Origin of the sequence: Marinimicrobium sp. LS-A18 (genome assembly GCF_000463525.1) — a bacterium.
In the GTDB taxonomy this organism is placed as follows: domain Bacteria; phylum Pseudomonadota; class Gammaproteobacteria; order Pseudomonadales; family Cellvibrionaceae; genus Marinimicrobium; species Marinimicrobium koreense.
This window is the reverse complement of sequence record NZ_AWEP01000003.1, coordinates 76,309-95,793: the sequence shown is the minus strand read 5'-3', so window position 1 is coordinate 95,793 and position 19,485 is coordinate 76,309. Positions and strand designations below refer to the sequence as shown.

13 protein-coding genes are annotated in these 19,485 nt (G+C 60.9%); 6 read left to right on the top strand and 7 right to left on the bottom strand.

Annotation, left to right across the window (positions count from 1 at the left end; all coding sequences use genetic code 11):
• Positions 1-29 precede the first annotated feature (29 nt).
• Genes N645_RS0106715 through N645_RS0106700 form a run of 4 tightly spaced genes read left to right on the top strand, consistent with a single transcriptional unit; the run spans position 30 to position 4,765 of the window.
• Complete coding sequence (locus N645_RS0106715; protein ID WP_024460737.1) at positions 30-446, top strand: hypothetical protein; 417 nt, start codon at positions 30-32, stop codon at positions 444-446.
• Entirely contained in the window at positions 443-1,147 is a 705-nt protein-coding gene (locus tag N645_RS0106710) for an ABC transporter ATP-binding protein (protein ID WP_024460736.1), read from the top strand. Before N645_RS0106715 ends, N645_RS0106710 begins: the two co-directional genes overlap by 4 nt.
• Positions 1,148-1,153: 6 nt before the next feature.
• Entirely contained in the window at positions 1,154-3,514 is a 2,361-nt protein-coding gene (locus N645_RS0106705) for an ABC transporter permease (protein WP_024460735.1), read from the top strand.
• 60 nt (positions 3,515-3,574) lie between these two features.
• Positions 3,575-4,765, top strand: a complete 1,191-nt coding sequence (locus N645_RS0106700) for an efflux RND transporter periplasmic adaptor subunit (RefSeq protein ID WP_152521645.1) — start codon at positions 3,575-3,577, stop codon at positions 4,763-4,765.
• Between the two features lie 10 nt (positions 4,766-4,775).
• On the opposite strand, the gene glgP is transcribed toward N645_RS0106700, so the two are convergent.
• From glgP to ppsA, 4 genes are read right to left on the bottom strand one after another with little or no spacing between them, the layout of a single operon-like run.
• Positions 4,776-7,289 (bottom strand): alpha-glucan family phosphorylase, encoded by a 2,514-nt coding sequence (gene glgP / locus N645_RS0106695; RefSeq protein WP_024460733.1) that lies wholly within the window; start codon positions 7,287-7,289, stop codon positions 4,776-4,778.
• A gap of 1 nt (position 7,290) precedes the next feature.
• The gene (locus tag N645_RS0106690) at positions 7,291-10,020 is read right to left on the bottom strand and encodes an HAD-IC family P-type ATPase (protein WP_024460732.1); all 2,730 of its coding nucleotides are present in this window, start codon (positions 10,018-10,020) and stop codon (positions 7,291-7,293) included.
• Positions 10,021-11,016, bottom strand: a complete 996-nt coding sequence (locus N645_RS0106685; protein WP_024460731.1) for a 2-hydroxyacid dehydrogenase — start codon at positions 11,014-11,016, stop codon at positions 10,021-10,023.
• Positions 11,013-13,400, bottom strand: coding sequence for a phosphoenolpyruvate synthase (ppsA, locus tag N645_RS0106680; RefSeq protein WP_024460730.1), 2,388 nt, complete (start codon positions 13,398-13,400; stop codon positions 11,013-11,015). Before ppsA ends, N645_RS0106685 begins: the two co-directional genes overlap by 4 nt.
• A gap of 216 nt (positions 13,401-13,616) precedes the next feature.
• Here ppsA and N645_RS0106675 point away from each other — a divergent pair, with 216 nt between their 5' ends.
• Positions 13,617-14,783, top strand: coding sequence for an endo-1,4-beta-xylanase (locus tag N645_RS0106675; protein WP_024460729.1), 1,167 nt, complete (start codon positions 13,617-13,619; stop codon positions 14,781-14,783).
• Between the two features lie 67 nt (positions 14,784-14,850).
• Here the strand turns inward: N645_RS0106675 and wrbA are convergent, their stop codons facing one another.
• Positions 14,851-15,453: an NAD(P)H:quinone oxidoreductase gene (wrbA, locus tag N645_RS0106670; protein ID WP_024460728.1), complete on the bottom strand. Its 603-nt coding sequence runs from the start codon at positions 15,451-15,453 to the stop codon at positions 14,851-14,853.
• A gap of 183 nt (positions 15,454-15,636) precedes the next feature.
• Between wrbA and N645_RS16695 the strand changes: the two genes are divergently transcribed.
• On the top strand, positions 15,637-16,632 hold the full coding sequence (locus N645_RS16695; protein WP_024460727.1) for a sensor domain-containing diguanylate cyclase: 996 nt from the start codon (positions 15,637-15,639) through the stop codon (positions 16,630-16,632).
• A gap of 29 nt (positions 16,633-16,661) precedes the next feature.
• Here the strand turns inward: N645_RS16695 and N645_RS0106660 are convergent, their stop codons facing one another.
• Together N645_RS0106660 and N645_RS0106655 are read right to left on the bottom strand one after the other, a co-directional pair.
• Positions 16,662-17,030 (bottom strand): YqjD family protein, encoded by a 369-nt coding sequence (locus N645_RS0106660; protein WP_024460726.1) that lies wholly within the window; start codon positions 17,028-17,030, stop codon positions 16,662-16,664.
• A 112-nt stretch (positions 17,031-17,142) separates the two neighbouring features.
• Positions 17,143-19,410: a heavy metal translocating P-type ATPase gene (locus tag N645_RS0106655; RefSeq protein ID WP_024460725.1), complete on the bottom strand. Its 2,268-nt coding sequence runs from the start codon at positions 19,408-19,410 to the stop codon at positions 17,143-17,145.
• Between the last annotated feature and the right edge of the window lie 75 nt (positions 19,411-19,485).

The following is a 19,485-nucleotide window of genomic DNA, read 5'->3' as shown; positions in this document are numbered from 1 at the left end:
ACCGCGACATTAGGTAAAAGGAGCGAGCGATGTATCGACTGATGTTTACCGGCGACCTGGTCACAGGCTTTCAGCGCCAGGAAGTGATCGGCAACATGGCCAGGCGACTGGAGATGTCCCCGGATAAAGTGCGCGAAACCTTCTTTACCGGTTCGCCGGTCGAGTTCAAAACCGTCGATGACAAAAAAGCCGCCGACCACTGGCGCCGGGATTTCGCGGATGACGGCGCACTGCTGATCGTGCTGCCCGGTGATGAAGACACCCCCGGCGGCTCCCGCTACGCCGGCGCCGACCCCGCCAACACCAACATCGAAGAGCCCACCATTGCCTCAACCACCGCCCGGCTCGATGCCGTGCGCCGGCGCAATGTCGCCTTTATGAAACTCGGAGGCATTGCCGGCCTGATTGCCCTGGTGATCATCGTGCTCGCCTGGATCATTGGATGACACCGGTATTCCGCACCCGGGGCCTCACCCGGGTGTTTCGTATGGGCGAGGTGGAAATTCACGCGCTGCGCGGCGTGGATATGGAGCTGTACGCCGGGGAGTCTGTGGTGTTGCTCGGGGCCTCGGGCAGTGGCAAGTCCACCTTACTCAATATTCTCGGGGGGCTGGACAGCGGTACCGAAGGGGAAGTGTGGTACCGGGATACCGACCTGAGTCATGCGACTGAGCGGGTGCTGACGGACTTTCGTCGTCACCATGTCGGGTTTGTTTTTCAATTCTACAATCTGATTCCCAGCCTGACCGCGCGGGAGAATGTCGCCATCGTTACCGACATTGCCCGCCATCCCATGGACCCGGCCGATGCCCTGGCGCTGGTGGGACTTGAGGAGCGGTTGGATCACTTTCCCGCCCAGCTTTCGGGGGGTGAACAGCAACGGGTGGCCATTGCCCGGGCCATCGCCAAAAATCCCGAAGTGTTGTTGTGCGATGAACCCACTGGTGCACTGGATTCAAAAACCGGTATCAAGGTGCTGGAAGTGTTGCGCCGGATCAACCGGGAGTTGGGTACCACCACAGCGGTGATTACCCACAATGCGGTGATTGCGGATATGGCCGAGCGGATGATTCGCCTGAGCGACGGGCGGGTGAGCGAAGTCACGGAAAACCCGCACCCCGTTGATCCCGACCAGTTGCACTGGTAACCCGCCATGCGCGCTCTCAATACCAAACTGCTGCGCAACCTCTGGACCCTGAAAGGGCAGGGCCTTGCCATTGCGGTGGTGATTGCCACCGGCGTGGCCATGTTTGTGATGTCCTTTACCGCCCTGGATGCACTGCGCCTCAGCCAGCAGAGTGTGTATCAGAGCCAGCGCTTTTCCGAGGTGTTTGCCAATCTCAAGCGCGCGCCTGAATCCCTGGCCGATCGTCTGCGCGCCGTGCCCGGCGTCGCCACCCTGGAAACCCGCGTGCAGGCGCCGGTGAAACTGCAGGTGCCCAGGTTCGATCAGCCCGTTACCGGCCTCGCCCAATCCATTCCCGACGGGCGCCAGCCCCAGCTCAATCAGTTGCATCTGCGCACCGGCCAGTTGCCCGAAGCGGGCCGCAACGATCAGGTATTGTTGAGCGAAGCCTTCGCCGAGGCGCATGAATTGCAGCCCGGTGATCGCCTGTCGGTGGTGATCAATGGTCGCTACCAGACGCTGTGGATCAGCGGCATTGCCCTCTCGCCGGAGTACATCTATCAGATTCGCCCGGGGGATCTGTTTCCGGATTTTTCCCGCTACGCCATTCTCTGGATGAATCGCGATGCCCTGGAATCCGCCTTTGATATGGAAGGGGCCTTCAACAACGTTACGCTGACGCTATACGCGGGGGCCAACCCGCAGACCACCATCGACCATCTGGATGGTTTGCTTGAGCCCTGGGGCGGGCTCGGCGCCTATGGTCGCGACGATCAACTGTCACACCGTTTTATTGAACAGGAGCTGGAACAGATTGCCGCCATGGCGGTGTTTCTGCCGTTGATTTTTATTGGCGTGTCCGCGTTTTTGTTGAACGTGGTGGCGGCCCGATTGATCCGCACCCAGCGCGAGCAGATCGCGGTGCTGAAAGCCTTCGGCTACGACAGCCTGACCGTGGCCGGACACTACCTGATGTTGGTGTTGGTGATTGTCCTGATCGGTTCAATTCTCGGGGTATTGTTGGGCACCTGGCTGGCCAGTGCCCTGGCCGGTCTGTATCAGGACTTTTTCCGCTTTCCCTGGCTGGAGTTCCGGCTGCGGGCCTCGGTGGCGCTGACCGCTATTGTTATCGCCGGCGGCGCGACGGCGCTGGGTACCTTGACTGCGGTGTACCGGGCGTTTCGATTACCTCCGGCGGAAGCCATGCGCCCGGAACCGCCCACCCATTTTCGTCGCACGCTCATCGAGCGGCTGGGCATTCGGGGCCTGAGTCAGCCAACCCGAATCATCCTGCGCAACCTGGAACGACAACCGGTCAAGGCGGGCCTGTCAATTCTGGGTATCAGTCTGGCGGTGGGCATGATGATGCTCACCGGGTTTCAGAAAGGCTCCATCGATTACATGATGGATGTGCAGTTTCGCCTTGCCCAGCAACAGGATATGACCGTCAGTTTTATTGAACCCACCCAGCGCGGTGCTCTGCACGAGCTGGCAGCGCTCCCCGGCGTTCGTTACGTCGAGGGCTTTCGCAGCGCCTCGGCGATTCTGCAGTACGGACATCGTTCTTATCGGGGTGGGGTCCAGGGTTTTTCCGAGCCCCGGCATCTGGTGCAGGTGCTCGATGATCAATTGCAGCCCATCGCCATTCCCGACGAAGGGGTGTTGCTCACCGACCATCTGGCGACCATGCTCGGTATTGGTGTGGGGGACACCCTGCAGGTCAAGGTGCAGGAAGGGCGGCAGCCGGAGCTCGCCATTCCCGTGGCCGGTTTGGTCACCGAATTTATCGGCGTGGGCGCGTATCTGCGGCAGGACACCCTGGCCCGACTGCTGGGTGAGGGCGATACGGTGAGCGGCGCTTTTCTGGCGGTGGACCCGGAGCTGGTGGACGAGGTCAATCGCCGCCTGGAGGCCATGCCCCGGGTGGCGGGAGTGAACCAGCGGGACACCACCATCCGCGCGTTCGACGATATGATGGCGGACAGTATGCTGGTATTCACCTTTTTCAGTGTGTTTATGGCCGGGTCGATCGCCTTTGCCGTGGTGTACAACAACGCGCGCATCGCCTTTGCCGAGCGCAGCCGGGAGTTGGCGACCTTGCGGGTATTGGGTTTTACCCGGGCGGAAATTGCATTTATTTTGTTGGGTGAACTGTTGCTGCTGACCGTGCTGGCCATGCCGCTCGGCTTCCTGCTGGGAGCCGGTCTGTGTCAGTTGCTCACCCTGGGCATGCAGACCGATCTTTACCGGGTGCCGCTGGTGCTGACCGCGGACACCTATGCCAGCGCGGCCCTGGTGGTGCTGGTCGCGACCCTGTTGTCCGCCTTGATGATGGGGCGGGCACTGGTCAAACTGGATATGGTGTCGGCCCTGAAGTCGGCGGAGTAAGTAAACCTTCTGGCGCCGGAGCGAACCTCCTGGCTCAAGACAGTCCAAGGACTTATGGCTATGAAACGCCCGAACCGTCGTACCCTGATTTTTGCCGCCATCACCTTGCTGGTGATTGTGGTAATGATCATCAGTTTTCGCGATCCGCCCGCGCTGGTGGACTCGGCGCAGGTGATTCGTGGTCCCTTCCGGATTACTGTCGAGGAGGAGGGGCGCACCCGCCTGCCGGATCGCTTCGAGGTCTCGGCGCCGGTGGCGGGTTACCTCAATCGAGTACTGCTTGAGCCCGGCGATGAAGTGGCTCAGGGCGATACCCTGTTTACTCTGAATCCGGCACCGGCTGACGCGCTGGATGCCCGCACCGGCGCCCAGGCCCGGGCGGCTCTGGCGCGGGCCGAGTCGGCTTTGGCCGCCGCGGAATCCGCCGTTGAAGTCCAGCGCGCCCAGGCCGAATTGGCGGACCGGGAGCTGGTACGGGTACAGCGGCTGGTGGATCAGGGCCATCTGTCCCGGGAAGCATTGGACCGGGCGCTGGCGGAAGCACGCAGTGCCAGTGCGCGTCTGCGCACGGCACAGTTTCAGGTGGATGTGGCGCGGCACGAGCGGGAAAACGCCGAGGCGGCGTTGACCATTTCCGGTGGCGAAGTCCGTTCGGAGCCGCTCAAGGTCACCGCACCCACGGAGGGCGTCGTACTCACCCGTGAACGACAGAGTGCCGGGCGGGTTCAACCGGGTGAACCGATACTGACCCTGGGTGATTTGAGCAGCCTGCAAGTGGAAGTGGATCTGCTCTCACCGGACGCCGTGCGTCTGAGCCCGGGAATGCGTGTGGAATTGGAACGCTGGGGCGGCGACGAGGTGTTGCCGGGACGGGTGCGCCGGATCGAACCAGCGGGCTTTACGCACATTTCCGCGCTGGGAGTGGAAGAGCAGCGCGTCTGGGTCATTGTCGATTTTGATGCGCAGCGCGAACGCTGGAAAGACCTGGGTGACGGTTACCGGGTGGAAGCGCGCTTTATTCTCTGGGAAGGTGACGATGTCTTGCAGGTGCCGGCCAGCGCCCTGTTCCGGGAAGAGGAACGCTGGGCGGTGTATGTGATTGAGGACGGTGAGGCCGTGCGCCGAACCGTGACGCCGGGACGGCGCAGTGGGCTGTTGACCGAGATTGAGGATGGCCTGGAGCCGGGCGAGCGGGTGATCCTCCATCCCGGCCAGGATATTGAACCGGGCCGACGCGTAGAGGCTCGCTGAGGGTTCAACGCTACCGCGATTGCCAGATGATTTTCTGGTGCTCCGCCGGAATCATCGCCGCCGGATGTCTGGGAACCACTCGGGCGGTGAAGTCGCCATCCGGGCGCGCGCTGTCCAGCTGCCCTTCATACCGGTAACTGTGAGTGGCGCTCTGCAAGGTACTCGCCGGTGTCAGTGCCAGGGTGATGGCGCTCTCCGCGTCGGTGGGGTCGGCGATCAACTCTACGGTCAGATGCTCTGGGTTCAATCCGCCGAGTTGTACATTCAGCCCGACCCGACGATGCCCATCCCGCTCATCGAACTGCAGCTCACCCAAGTGGATTTCGTGCCAGTGTTGGGACAGGCCTGAATGCCATTGAAACAGTTCGGCCGCAAGGGCGCCTTTTTCCTTTGTGCGGTTCGCCAGTAATTGGGCGGCCGGGAGATAGTAGCCTTCAATGTATTCCTGAAGCATCCGGTTGCAACTGAAAGACGCGGTCAGTTGGGCCATGCTGTGTCGTACTCGTTCCAACCAGTCAGTGGGTATATCGGCGTCGTCTCGATGATAAAAAAAGGGCGCGATATCCTGCTCTAGGAGTTCATACAGCGCCGTGGCATCGTCATCGTCCTGCTCCTCGCCGTGGACGTCACCATCTCCCAGGGCCCAACCCACTTCCGCGTGCCAGGCCTCGGCCCACCAGCCGTCCAGGCTGGACAGGTTCAGGCCACCGTTGACCAGCACTTTCATGCCGCTGGTGCCGCAGGCCTCCCAGGGGCGGCGCGGTGTGTTCAGCCAGACATCGACGCCCTGCACCAGATGTTGTGCCAGCTCGATATCGTAGTCCTCCAGAAAAACCACACGGTCTTTAACGTCGGCGCGACGGGCAAACCGGTACCAGGCCTGTAACGCATTCTTTCCCCACTGGTCCGCGGGATGGGCTTTGCCAGCCACAATCAGTTGCACCGGGTGCTGAGGGTGGTTGAGCAGGGCGGCGAGTCGATCCGGATTGTGCAGCAACAGGTTGGGTCGTTTGTACTCGGCAAACCGTCGGGCGAAGCCCAGGGTAAGGACATTCGGGTCCAGCGGTTGTTCGCTGAATACCGCACACTGACCGGGGTCGCTTTCGCGGCGCCACTGATGGCCCAGACGTCGGCGTACGTAGTCCACCAGTTGTGCCCGGCCCTGACCCTTCATCTGCCAGAGGCGGTGATTGTCCAGCTGCTCAATGGTGTCGGTGGGCATGCGCTCCAGGTCCTGACGCCAGCGGTCCGGACCGAACAGTTGGCGCCACTCGTTATCGGCCCGGGAGGAATCCCAGGTGGGCACATGGACGCCATTGGTGACGTGGCCAATGGGCACTTCGCGCTCTGGCCAGCGGGGGAAAAGGGGCTGAAAAATGGTTCGGCTGACGGCGCCATGCAAGGCGCTGACGCCGTTGGCAAAAGCGCAGGTGCGCATGGCCAGCCAGGCCATATTGAACCACTCTGTCGAGTCCTCTGGATTGGCTTTGCCCAGTGCCAATAACCGTTCCGCCGGGACGCCGAGTTGTTGGGAGAATTCGTCAATATAGCGACGCAAGACTTCGATGGGATAGCGATCGAAACCGGCTGCCACTGGCGTGTGAGTGGTGAAAATATTTCCCGCACGGGTGGCCCAAAGTGCTTCATCAAAGGAGACTTTGTGTCGCTCGCAATAGGTGCGCATGCGCTCCAGTGTGGCGAATGCCGCATGTCCCTCGTTCAGGTGACAGACGTAGTCTCCACAACCGAGGGTGTCCAGCAATCGCCAGCCGCAAATGCCCAGAGCAATTTCCTGCACCAGACGCAGCTCGCGGTTGCCGCCGTAGAGTTGACTGGTGATGCCCCGGTCGCCCGCCTGGTTGCGCGGATCATTACTGTCGAGCAGATACAGGGTGATGCGTCCGACCGTGACCTGCCAGACCCGAAAACGCACCCGCCGACAAAGAAATTCGGTATCAATATGCAGCCAGCTGCCGTCTTTCGCCTGAGCCCGGCGCAGGGGCAGGCTGCCCGGGTCGTTGTACAGATAGGTTTCCCGTTGCCATCCGGTGTCATCCAGGCTCTGGTGGAAATAGCCCTGCTGATACAGCAGCCCCACGGCGACCACCGGTACACCCAGATCGCTGGCGGTTTTCAGGTAGTCCCCGGCGAGCATGCCCAGCCCCCCGGCATAAAGCGGCAGGGCATCGCAGAGGCCGTACTCCATACTGAGATAGGCAATGCCTTTGAGCGCCGAGTTGGCGTAGTGCTGTTGATACCAGCTGGTGTCGGTGAGGTAGGCATCCCTCGCCTGAGTCAGAGTGTTCAGTGCGGCGAGGAAGTTTTTGTCCCGGGCGATTTTCTGTAGTTGTTCGTCGCTGGTCAGTTGCAATACCTCCACCGGGTTTTGGGTGTGTTCCCACACCTCCGGGTTCAGTTGTTGCCAGAGCTGGTCGCCATCGTGATTCCAGCTCCAATACAGATCCAGGGACAGCTCTCGCAAAATGGCGAGGGCTTCCGGTAACGGGCGAGAGGATAGGGCCATGTCAGTGTCCGCGCAGGTGTCGGGTCAGAAACTTTTCCAACTCGACGATCAATAGAATCGGACTGGTCGACAGCACCAGTACCAGCCAATGACTCACACTCAAAGCGCCGACATCAAAAATACGTTGACTGATCGGCCAATAGGTAAACACCCCCTGAAACAACAGCACCAGTGCAATGGCCACCAGTGTCGGGCGTAACCCCTGCCAATAGCGACGGTGCCACAGGGAATCGTTCAGGGTACGCGCACTCAGTAAATAGAATATTTCAAACAATACCAGAGCATTGACCGCAACGGAGCGTGCCAGAGCCTCGTCTCCCGAGGCCGACATCTGCCACTCAAACAGGGTGAATACCGTGAGCGCGCCAAGACCACCGACCAGCAGGATCCGGTAGAGCAGCGTGCCGGTAATCAGGCCCTGGTTACGGGGGCGGGGCGGGCGCTGCATGATGTTGGCTTCGCTCTGCTCGAAAGCCATGGCCAGTGCGAGAGTGACCGCAGTGACCATATTGACCCATAGAATCTGCACCGGTGTAATCGGCAACAGCCAACCGAACAGAATGGCGAGCACGATGACGACGGCCTGGGCCAGATTGGTGGGCAGGATGAACGCAATGGCCTTCACAATATTGTCGTACACAGTGCGCCCTTCTGCTACGGCATGCGTAATGGTGGCAAAGTTGTCATCGGTCAGTACGAAGTCGGCGGCCTCCTTGGCGGCATCGGTGCCTTTCTGGCCCATGGCGATGCCAATGTCAGAGGAGCGCAGGGCGGGGGCGTCGTTGACGCCGTCGCCGGTCATGGCCACGGTATGCCCCCGGGCTTGCAGTGATTCCACCAGTTGCAGTTTGTTGGCCGGACTGGTGCGGGCGAACAGATCGACCTGATCGACCACGGCGGTGCGCTCGGCATCATTCATCCGGTCGAGCTCCGCTCCGGTAACCACCCGCTCACCGTTCAGGCCCAGCTCGCGGCCGATGGCGGCGGCGGTTACCGGATTGTCGCCGGTAATCATCAGAACCCGAATACCGGCCGCGTGACACTGGGCGATTGCCTCGACAGCTTCGGGGCGGGGCGGATCGCTGATGCCGACCAGCGCCACCATGACCAGACCGCTTTCCATATGGTGGTGATGCAGCTCGGTCTGTTCGCTGTCCATCGGTTTGCGAGCCAGAGCCATGACCCGCATCCCTTTCGAGGCGAGCTGCTCCATCTGGCGGTGCCAGTAATCCCGGTCCAGGGGTTCCGGGCCATTCGGACCGAGCTGCTCGCGGCACAGCTCTAACAGCCGATCGGGCGCGCCCTTGATCGCCATTTCCCGGTCGCCGTCGGGGTGGTCATGCAACACGGCCATATAGCGTTTTTCGGTTTCGAACGGGAGACTGTCAATGCGCGGCCATTTGCGTCGACACTGATTGGCCTCCAACCCGTGTTTCATTGCCAATACCAGCAGAGCACCCTCGGTGGGGTCGCCGTGCAACTGCCACTCGCCCTGCTCCTCGGTCAGGTTGGCATCGTTGCACAACAGGGCGATGCGGGAGGCGGTGGTAACGGAGTCACTGCCGGCACTGTCGCCCGAGGAGTGAGGCTCCGCCTTGATATCGCCTTCCGGCGTGTAGCCCTCGCCGCTTACCGTGTACCGGTGGGTGCTGGTGACCAGCGCACGCGCGGTCATGGCATTGGCGGTGAGGGTGCCGGTTTTATCCGAACAGATCACGTCCACCGAACCGAGCACTTCCACCGCGGGCAGGCGCCGCATCAGTGAGCGTTTGCGGGCCATGCGCTCCACCCCGAGCGCGAGGGTGATGGTGACCACGGCGGGCAGGCCTTCGGGAATGGCCGCAACGGCAATACCGATCGCGCCCTGAAACAGCGTGGCCAGGCTCTGGTTATGCAGCAGCGCACCCAGAACAACGGTGGCGACGGTGATCAACAGAATGGCCAGGGTCATTTGTCCGGCGAAGCGTTGCAGTTGGCGCTGCAGCGGCGTCGAACTCAAGGTCACGCCCTGAACCATCCGGTTGATGGTGCCAATCTCGGTGTGTGAGCCGGTCTGAGTAACCACACCGCGACCGCTGCCGTAGGTGATCAGGGTGCCCATATAGGCCATATTGAGCCGTTCCGCCAGGGGCGCTTCGGCGCTTACCGGTGCGGTGACTTTATCAACGGCCTGGGATTCACCAGTGAGTAACGCTTCGTCACAGCGGATGCTTTTACTTTCCAACAGACGGATATCGGCGGGGACTTTGTCACCGGCTTGCAGCAGTACCACATCACCCGGTACCAGTGCTTCGCTGTCGAGCGTGAGAGTCCCCCCGTCACGCAGCACCAGGCACTGGCTTCGGCTCATGGACAGAATGGCGCGCAGGGCCTGCTCGGCTTTGCCCTCCTGCACAAAACCGATGGTGGCATTGATCAATACCACCCCGGTAATAACGCCGGCATCCACCCAATGACCGAGAAACAGACTGATCAACCCGCTGACCAGCAGAACGTAAATGAAGAGATTGTGAAATTGCCGCAGCCAGCGCTTCCAGCCCGGTGTTGGCGGTTGGGTGGGCAGGGCATTCGGCCCCCACTGTGTCAGTCGCTGTCGGGCATCATCGGTGCTCAATCCGTTTGGGGTGCTGTCGAGTTGCTCCAGCGTCTGTTCGGCGCTGAGCGCGTGCACCGGCTCTCCGTCCGACGAGGGCGGAGGCGTTGTGGCGTTGCGGGTGTCCATGGCGGTCATTCACGGTGACTCGATCAAGTGCATCAGGGACCGGTCTTGCTGTTCGAATCCGGTGAGGTTCTTCAGGGTGGTGTCTGCAATGGCGGCCAGTGCCTCGCGGGTGAAGAACGCCTGGTGTCCGGTGATCACGACGTTGGGGAATGTCAGCAGTCGGGCAAACACATCATCCTGCAACAGTTGGCTGGAGTGATCTTCAAAAAACAGATCGCTTTCCTCTTCATACACGTCCAGCCCCAGGTAACCCACCTGTCGGGATTTCAGTCCGGCAATCACCGCTTTGGTATCGAGCAGGCCGCCGCGACCGGTATTGATCAGCATCACCCCCGGTTTCATTTTTAGCAGGGCATCGGCGTTGATCAGGTGATGGTTGTCCGGGGTCAGCGGGCAGTGCAGGGAGATGATGTCGGACTGCGACCAGAGGGCGTCGAGTGCCACGTAATCCACGCCGGCGGTTTGCAGCGCCTCGTCGGGAAATGGGTCGTAGGCGATCACCCGGCAGCCCAGCCCGAGCATGATCCGCGCAAAGGTAGCGCCGATTTTACCGGTGCCGATCACCCCGACCGTTTTGCCGAACAGGTCGAAGCCGAGCAGGCCGTCAAGTGAGTAGTCGTTTTCATGAACACGGTAGTGCGCCCGATGCAGTTGCCGGTTCAGCATCAGAATCAGGGCGAGTGTGTGTTCGGCAATGGCATGGGGAGAATACTCCGGCACCCGGGTCAGGGTGATTCCCAGGGTCCGGGCGGCGTCCAGATCAATCTGGTTGTACCCGGCGCAGCGCATGGCAATGAGTTTTACGCCCTGCTTTGCCAGAATCTCCAACACGTCCGCGCCCAACTGGTCGTTGACGAAACAACAGACGGCGGTGCAGTCCTGGGCGAGAAGCGCGCTGGCGGCGTTGAGCGCGGCTTCGTGAAACACCAGCTCGTGGCGCCCCTGATTGGCACTGGTCAGAAACGCTTTGTCGTAAGGTTTGCTGCTGAATACGGCAACTTTCATTGTTTCTCCGCTTGGGCAATATGTTGGCTGGCCCGGATGATGGAATCCGGGTTGAGGGAAATGGAATCAATGCCGCATTCCACCAGAAACGCGGCAAAATCGGGATGGTCGGACGGAGCCTGGCCGCAGATGCCGACCTTGCGATGGTGTTCGTGAGCGACCCGAATGACCTGGGCGATCAGTCGTTTGACGGCCTCGTCCCGGGCATCGAACAGCGGACGCAGGGCTTGTGAATCCCGATCGATGCCGAGCACCAGTTGGGTCAGATCGTTGCTGCCGATAGAGAAGCCGTCGAACCGCTGGGCAAACTGCTCGGCGAGAATGACGTTCGAGGGAATCTCACACATCACGTAAACCTGAAGGCCGTTCTCGCCGCGTTTGAGCCCGGCGTCGGCCATCACCGCCAGCACCTGATCCGCCTCGGCCGGTGTGCGGCAGAAGGGAATCATGGCGATGATATTGTCAAAGCCCATGACCTCCCGGGCGCGCTTCAATGCCTGGCACTCAAGCTGAAAGGCTTCCCGGTAGCGCTCGTGATAGTAGCGCGAGGCGCCGCGCAACCCGAGCATGGGGTTGTCCTCTTCCAGTTCGAAGTCTTCACCACCAATCAGCCCCCGGTATTCGTTCGACTTGAGGTCTGAAAAACGCACGATGGCCGGGTGGGGGTAACAGGAGGCGGCAATTTTGCCAATGCCGGTGGCCAACTGATCGACAAAGTACTCACTCGGGGTGGCGTAGCGCTGAGTCAAGGCGGCGATGGTGTCCAGGGTTTCAATCGGGGTGACCCGCTCCGGGTGCAAAAGGGCCATGGGGTGAACACCAATCTGGCTGGAGATGATGAACTCGATCCGGGCCAGGCCGATTCCCCGGGTCGGCAGCTGCCACCAGTACAGCGCGCCGTCGGGCATGGCGACATTGATCATCAGATCGGTGCGGGTGGGCACCACTTCGTCCACCCGAATCTGCTTTACCTCAAAGGCCAGCTTACCTTCGTACACCTTGCCCTGGGCGCCTTGGGAGCAGTCCAACGTGACTTCCGCTCCTTCGGTCAGACGCTCCGTGGCGTTGCCGGTACCGACGATGGCGGGCACCTTCAGCTCCCGGCTGACAATGGCTGCGTGACTGGTGGCACCGCCGCTGTTGGTGATGACGCCTGCCGCGCGGCGCATGATCGGTACCCAGTCCGGGTCGGTCCGGTCGGTGACCAGAATGGCGCCTTTCGGGAACTGCTCGCTCTGGTCGTGTCGGTCCAGCTTGCATACCGGGCCGGTGGCGATGGCGCTGCCGACACTGGCGCCTTCCACCAGGACAGTGCCCTGTTCCTTCAGTTTATAGCTGGAGAAGACCGCGCGGTCTTTTTGTGACTCGATGGTTTCCGGGCGCGCCTGGACAATATAAAGCTGTCCGGTATCACCGTCCCGCGCCCATTCGATATCCATGGCGCGCTGGTAGTGCTGTTCGATCTGTATCCCCCAACGGGCCAGGGTGAGAATGTCCTCATCGTTCAACACCAGACGCTGGCGTTCGGTTTCGCTGGTGGCAACCGTGCGCGTGGTTTTACCGGGTTCGTCGGCCGAGTCGGCATAGAGCATCTTTTCCGCTTTGCTCCCGCAAGTGCGCTCTATGATGGGTTGAAATTCACGTTCCAGCAGCGGCTTGTAAACCATAAACCGGTCCGGGTTGACGCTGCCCTTGACCACCGACTCGCCCAGTCCCCAGGCGCCGTTGATCAGCACCACATCGGGGAAGCCGCTTTCGGTATCCAGGGTAAACAGAACGCCGGCGCAGCCGAGGTCCGAGCGCACCATCTGTTGCACACCCACCGAAAGCGCCACCTGCTCGTGGGCAAAGCCGTGCTGCTCCCGGTAGGCGATGGCGCGGTCGGTGTACAGGGAGGCCAGACAGGCCCGGCTGCTTTCCAGTAACCCATCCAGCCCCCGGACGTTGAGAAAGCTTTCCTGCTGACCGGCGAAACTGGCCTCCGGCAGGTCCTCAGCCGTAGCGGAGCTGCGCACGGCGACCGGGGCGTCGGGCTTTTGCAGTCGGTCGCAAAGCCGCTGGTAGGCGTCCTCAATAGCATTTCGTTGCCCGGTGGTGAACTCCCCGCCGAGAATCAGTGCCCGAATGGCTGCCCCGGTATCGGCCAGACTTTGCTGCTCATGTTTCAGCGCCGCCAGTTGTTCGGCGATCCGCCCGGTCAGTTGGTTCGCCTCGATGAAATCCCGGTACACCTGGGCGGTAATGGCAAACCCCGGGGGAATGGGGACGCCGGCGGACCGAAGCGACCGGGTCATCTCGCCCAGGCTGGCGTTCTTGCCGCCAACCCGGCCGATGTCCTCCAGGGTGATCTGCTCAAACCATACGATGGCTTCTGTCGGCGTCATGGCTCAGCTCCTGGCGTGAGATGTTCCTGAAAGGGTCGTTGTTATCAGTCTAGTCGTTGTGGGAGGGCCAGGCCTTGCGCCAGATCAGAAATCGGGCCGACAGGCGGCGCAGAGTTTGATATAGTTGTTGTGACTCTTAGTGATTTGTCGAGCGGCCTGTCAGGCTGCCCGGCGCGCCAGCGCCATCCAACATGATAAAACCAGGGTATGACTGTTATGAAACCTGTTTTGATACTTGCCGCGGCAGCACTGCTGTCCGCCTGCCAGCAATCCCCCTACCAGAGCCAGAATGACGTGGAGCCCGCCGCCGAGACGCTCAAGGCGGCTTATGCCGATGCCTTCAAAGTGGGCGTGGCGATCAATGCGGGAATCGCCGCCGGCGATGACCCCCAGTCCCGGGACATCGTGTTGAACCACTTCAATACCGTGACTCTGGAAAACGCCATGAAGGCCGAGGAGATCAACCCGGAACCCGGCGTGTACCGCTTTGGGCCCGCCGATGCGTTTGTTGAATTCGGGCGGGAAAACGACCTGTTTACCGTGGGGCACACCCTGGTCTGGCACAATCAGACACCGGCCTGGTTCTTTCACAATGAAGACGGCGAGCCCAACACCCCCGAGCAGCAGAAAGAGCGTATGCGTCAGCACATCGAGGTGGTCGCCGGGCGTTATGCCGGCAAGGTGCACGCCTGGGATGTGGTCAATGAAGTGATCGCGGACGATGGCTCCTACCGTCCCACCACCTGGGTTAACAGCATTGGCAGTGGCGATGAGCTGGTGAAACTAGCCTTCCAGTACGCCAGCGAGTACGCACCGGATACCGAGCTCTATTACAACGACTTCAATGCCTGGCGTCCGGCCAAGCGCGACGGTATTGTGCGTATGGTAAAAATGTTGCAGGACGCCGGTATTCGCATTGACGGCGTCGGCATCCAGGCACACTGGGGCTTGAATTACCCGAAAATGGAATACATCGAGCAGGCCATTGATGCCTACGCCGAGCTGGGTGTGAAAGTGATGATTACCGAGATGGACATCGATGTGCTGCCGCTCACTCGTGAGGGCCAGATCATCGGTACCGGCATGCTTCATCCACAATATCAGAATGAAGAATTTGTGGAGTACCTGAACCCCTACGCGGACGGCTTGCCGGATGATGTACAGCAGCAACTGACCGAGCGCTGGCGGGAACTGTTCGAACTGTTTTATCGCAAGCGGGATAAAATCGACCGGGTTACCCTCTGGGGCGTGACCGATGATATGTCCTGGAAAAACGGTTATCCCATCGAGAACCGCATCAACTACCCCTTGCTGTTCAACCGGGATTATTCGCCCAAGCCGGCAGTGGATGCGCTGCTGAGAGTGCCAACCAGCGCCGAGTAGCACTCAGTACGACGAGTACAAAAAAGCCCGCGCGAATAGCGCGGGCTTTTTTATTGGCGCAAGGGTTTTACGCGCTCTGCTTGATGGCAATTTTCGCCACATGCTCACCCTGATAGCGGGCGATGGTCAGCTCGTTTTCGGTCGGTTGGCGGCTGCCATCGGCACCGGCCAGGGTGCTGGCGCCGTAGGGCGTGCCGCCGCTGACTTCGTCCATATTGGTCAGTGCGGGTACGGCATAAGGTACACCCACAATGATCATGCCGTGGTGCAACAGGGTGGTGTGGAACGAGGTGATGGTGGTTTCCTGACCGCCGTGCTGGCTGGCAGTGGAGGTAAATACACTGCCCACTTTTCCGACCAGTTTGCCTTGCGCCCAGAGTCCGCCGGTCTGATCCAGGAAATTGCGCATCTGACCACACATGTTGCCAAAGCGCGTGGGGGTGCCGAAGATGATGGCATCGTACTGATCGAGCTCTTCCGGACTGGCCACTGGCGCATCCTGGTCGAGCTTGGCGCCGGCATTGCGGGCCACATCCTCAGGCATGGTTTCCGGCACACGTTTCAGGGTGACTTCCACCCCATCCACCTGCCTGGCTCCCTCGGCGATGGCGTGAGCCAGGGTTTCGATGTGGCCATACATGCTGTAGTAAAGAACAAGAACCTTGGACATCAAACAGACTCCTTTTCGGGTAAGTTAAAGTGGTAGATACGACGCTAACAGGCGAGCGGATGGTTTGTCTTGTTGCGGGGCGGACGGCGCTTACCAATCTTTACGTAAGCCATGCGGGGACGCCGATAGGCCACTTTGGCGCCTGATGCTGCATCTTTGGGCGCTTTGCGCTAGTATCCGGATATGACCGACTTTCACGCTGCTCTGGACCAACAGGCGCTGCTGCAGTTTTTTGAGGCGCTCTGGCATCACGCTCGCGATCCCTTCTGGATTGCGAAGGTGCTTGATGACGACTTTGAAATCGTCAACGCCAATGAGGCGGCCCGAGCTCTGGAGCCCAGACAGGTGCCCGGCGCCCGATTCCGGGACTTGCTGGCCGGTTGGGAGGGCGCCGAGGAAATCATTGAAGGCTACCGGCGCTGTGTGGCCCTGGGCAGCACCGTGGTTACAGAGCAGAAGCCGGTGCTCGACGGCCGTCAGCGGTTGTTTGAAACCATTCTGGTTCCGATGCGCGATGATCGCGGGGTGGTGACCCATATCTGGGGCACGTCCAAGGAGCTTACCCGCTTTGTGGAAACCGAGCGTGAGCTCAAAGAACTGAATGAACAGCTGGAAGAGAAAATCGAGCGGCGCACCGCAGAGCTGCGACAGGCAATGCGGGAGTTGCAGGCGCTTTCACTCACCGACCCCCTGACCGGGCTGGCCAATCGCCGTCGCTTTGATAAGGTGGTGGTCAGCGAACTGGCGCGGATCAAGCGCACCGGCGGCGTGCTGTCGTTGTTGATGGTCGATATCGATCACTTCAAGGAGTACAACGATCGTTATGGTCATCTGGCGGGTGACAAATGCCTGGTGGCCGTGGCCGATGCCATCCGCAGTGCCAGTCACCGTACGATGGATCTGGGGGTTCGCTATGGAGGCGATGAGTTTCTGGTGTTGCTTCCCGAAACCGACAGTGCCGGCGCTCGACGTGTTGCGGAGCGTATTTTGGCGTCCATGCAGGCTTCGGGGATCCCGCACGAACACACCGCTACTGACGGGGTGGTGACACTGAGTGTCGGGGTGGTGACTTCGGACCTGATCAGTGTTGATACCCCGGATGATCTTATCGTGGCCGCCGACGACTGCCTGTACCGGGCCAAGGACCGGGGACGCAACCAGTGGGTCGCCAGTTCGTAGGCAGACCACTGGTGTGTCCGGTCACCGCCTTATTTACGCTTGAAGATCAACAGCCCGACCGCAACTCCGAGCGCCAGGGTCGCACCGGTGACCGTCCAGGGGTGCGTCCGGGCGTAGTCACCAGCCTGATGCAGGTTTTCTTTGGTGTACTGCGCCAGGCGATTGCCTTTTTCGTCAACCACACCTTTGGCTTTGTGGACGCGCTCCTCCAGCGCCTGGCGGGCGCGGGCCAGCTCTTCCCCCTGCAGCGATGCGCTGTTCTTGAGCATGGCTTCCATATCACCCACAAATGACTTGAATTCATCGGTGAGTTCGGCCGAGCGTTCAGACAGGTGTTCCATCGCGCTGGGGTTGGATTTCTTCCGGGCCTGGCCCGGGATCAAGTCTCGAACTTGCATAACCTACTCCTTAGTAAAACGGTGAATACTCGTCAGCTAAAGGACTCTCGCAAGCCTTTTCGCAAACCAGTGTAGGCTTATGAGCGCCCAATTGAAACGCTTGGCGCTCACTTCATCGTACGGCGTCGGGGCCGGATTGGATGACCGCCTGAAAGCGTTTCAGGCGCAGGGCATTACCCAGCACAAACACGCTCGACAATGCCATGGCGCCCGCCGCGAACACCGGCGACAGCAGCAAGCCGAAGGCCGGGTAGAGCAGCCCGGCGGCCACCGGAATCAGCGCGGTGTTGTAGGCGAAGGCCCAGAACAGGTTCTGCTTGATGTTGCGCAGGGCGGCGCGAGAGACGGCAATGGCGTTGGCCGCTCCGACCAGATCGCCTTTGACCAGCACCACATCGGCGCTTTCGATGGCGACGTCGGTCCCCGTGCCCATGGCGATACCGATATCGGCTTGTGCGAGAGCGGGGGCGTCGTTGATGCCGTCGCCCACAAAGGCCACCTTCAGGCCCTCGTCCTGCAACTTTTTCAGCGCCTCGACCTTGCCGTCGGGCAGCACATCGGCCACCACTTCATCAATCTTGAGCTGATCGGCGATGGCCCGGGCGGTGTGCTGGTTGTCGCCGGTCATCATGACCACTTTGAAGCCTTCCCGGTGCAGAAAGTCGATGGCCGCCGGCGTTGTGTCTTTTACGGTGTCGGCCACGGCGAGCAGGGCGGCCGGTTTGCTGTCCACCAACAGATAAAGCGGGGTCTTTCCCTCGTTGGCCAGGGTGTCGGCCTCGGCTTCAAACGGATTGTCGCCCTGGCTGTACTCCTGCAGAAGCCGCAGCGCGCCGATGGCGACCTCCCGCCCCTCGATGGTGGCCTTCACACCATAGCCGGTCAATGAGTCGAACCCCTTGGCCTCCGGAAGCGTCAGACCTTCCTGCTCCGCCGCCTTGAGTATCGCCTCGGCAATGGGGTGCTCGGAGCGTTTTTCCAGTGCCGCTGCCCAGGTGAGCAACTCCGAGCGCTCAAAACCCTTGGCGGGAACCAGGTCGGTCAGCTCCGGTTGGCCCCGGGTCAGGGTGCCGGTTTTGTCAAAGGCAATGGCGTCCATGCCCCGCAGTGCCTGCAGGGCTTCACCGTGGCGAAACAGGATACCCATTTCCGCCGCCCGGCCGGTGGCCACCATGATGGACGTGGGTGTGGCCAGCCCCATGGCGCAGGGGCAGGCGATGATCAGCACCGCCACCGCGTTGACCAGCGCAAAGGTGAGGGCCGGTTCGGGGCCGAATACCAGCCAGACCACCAGAGTCACCAGAGCCGCAGCCATTACTGCGGGCACAAACCAAAGGGTGATTCTATTGACCAGGGTCTGGATCGGCAGTTTGGAACCCTGGGCGCTTTCGACCATATGAATGATCTGGGCCAGCAGGGTATCCTCCCCGGTTTTGGTGACCTTGAAGGAGAAGCTGCCGGTTTTATTGAGGGTGCCGCCCACCACCGTGTCCCCAGTGGATTTTTCCACGGGAATGGCTTCGCCGGTGAGCATGGATTCGTCCACATAGGAATGTCCGTCGACCAGCTCACCGTCGAGGGGAATTTTCTCGCCGGGGCGGACCACAATGGTCTCCCCAAGCTGTATCTCTTCGGGCGCCACCTCGACCTCTTGCCCGTCGCGCAGCACCCGCGCACTTTTGGCCTGCAGGCTCACCAGGCGGCTGATGGCCTGGTTGGTGCGGCCCTTGGCCCGGGCTTCCATAAACCGGCCGAGCAGAATCAGGGTGACGATGACCGCCGAGGCCTCGTAATAGACGTTGACCGCATTGTCAGGCAGTACCTCGGGCACAAAGGTGGCCACCACCGAGTAGCCCCAGGCAGCGGTGGTGCCCAGGGCCACCAGTGAATTCATATCCGGCGCCAGCCGTGCCAGAGCCGGCACACCGAGCCGGAAAAAGCGCAGGCCGGGCCCGAACAGCACCAGGGTGGCCAGGGTGAACTGGATCAACCAGTTGGCCTGCTGACCGATACTGTCGTTGATGGCGTGGTGCAATGCCGGAAAGAGGTGGCCGCCCATTTCCATCACAAACACCGGCAGCGTCAACGCCGCCGCAAACCACAGAGAGCGTTTGAGACGCAGGGCCTCCTGAGCCCGCTCTTCCGCCAACTGATCGGTCTGGTCGGAGCGTGCGGGTTCGGCCTGGTAGCCGGCCTGGCGTACGGCGTCGATCAACGTATCGGCCTTGGCGCTGCCCTTCACCTGAGCGGTTTCCGTGGCCAGGTTGACGTTGGCTTCGGTGACGCCTTCCACGGCATTGAGGGCTTTTTCAACCCGGCCGACGCAGGATGCACAACTCATCCCGCTGATGTGCAGATCAATTTCATTCGAGGATGTCATAAACGCCTCCGTAGTAGGGAATAGGGCCACTCTAAACCTTCCAATCACTGGAAGGTCAAGGGGCGACTATTCGGT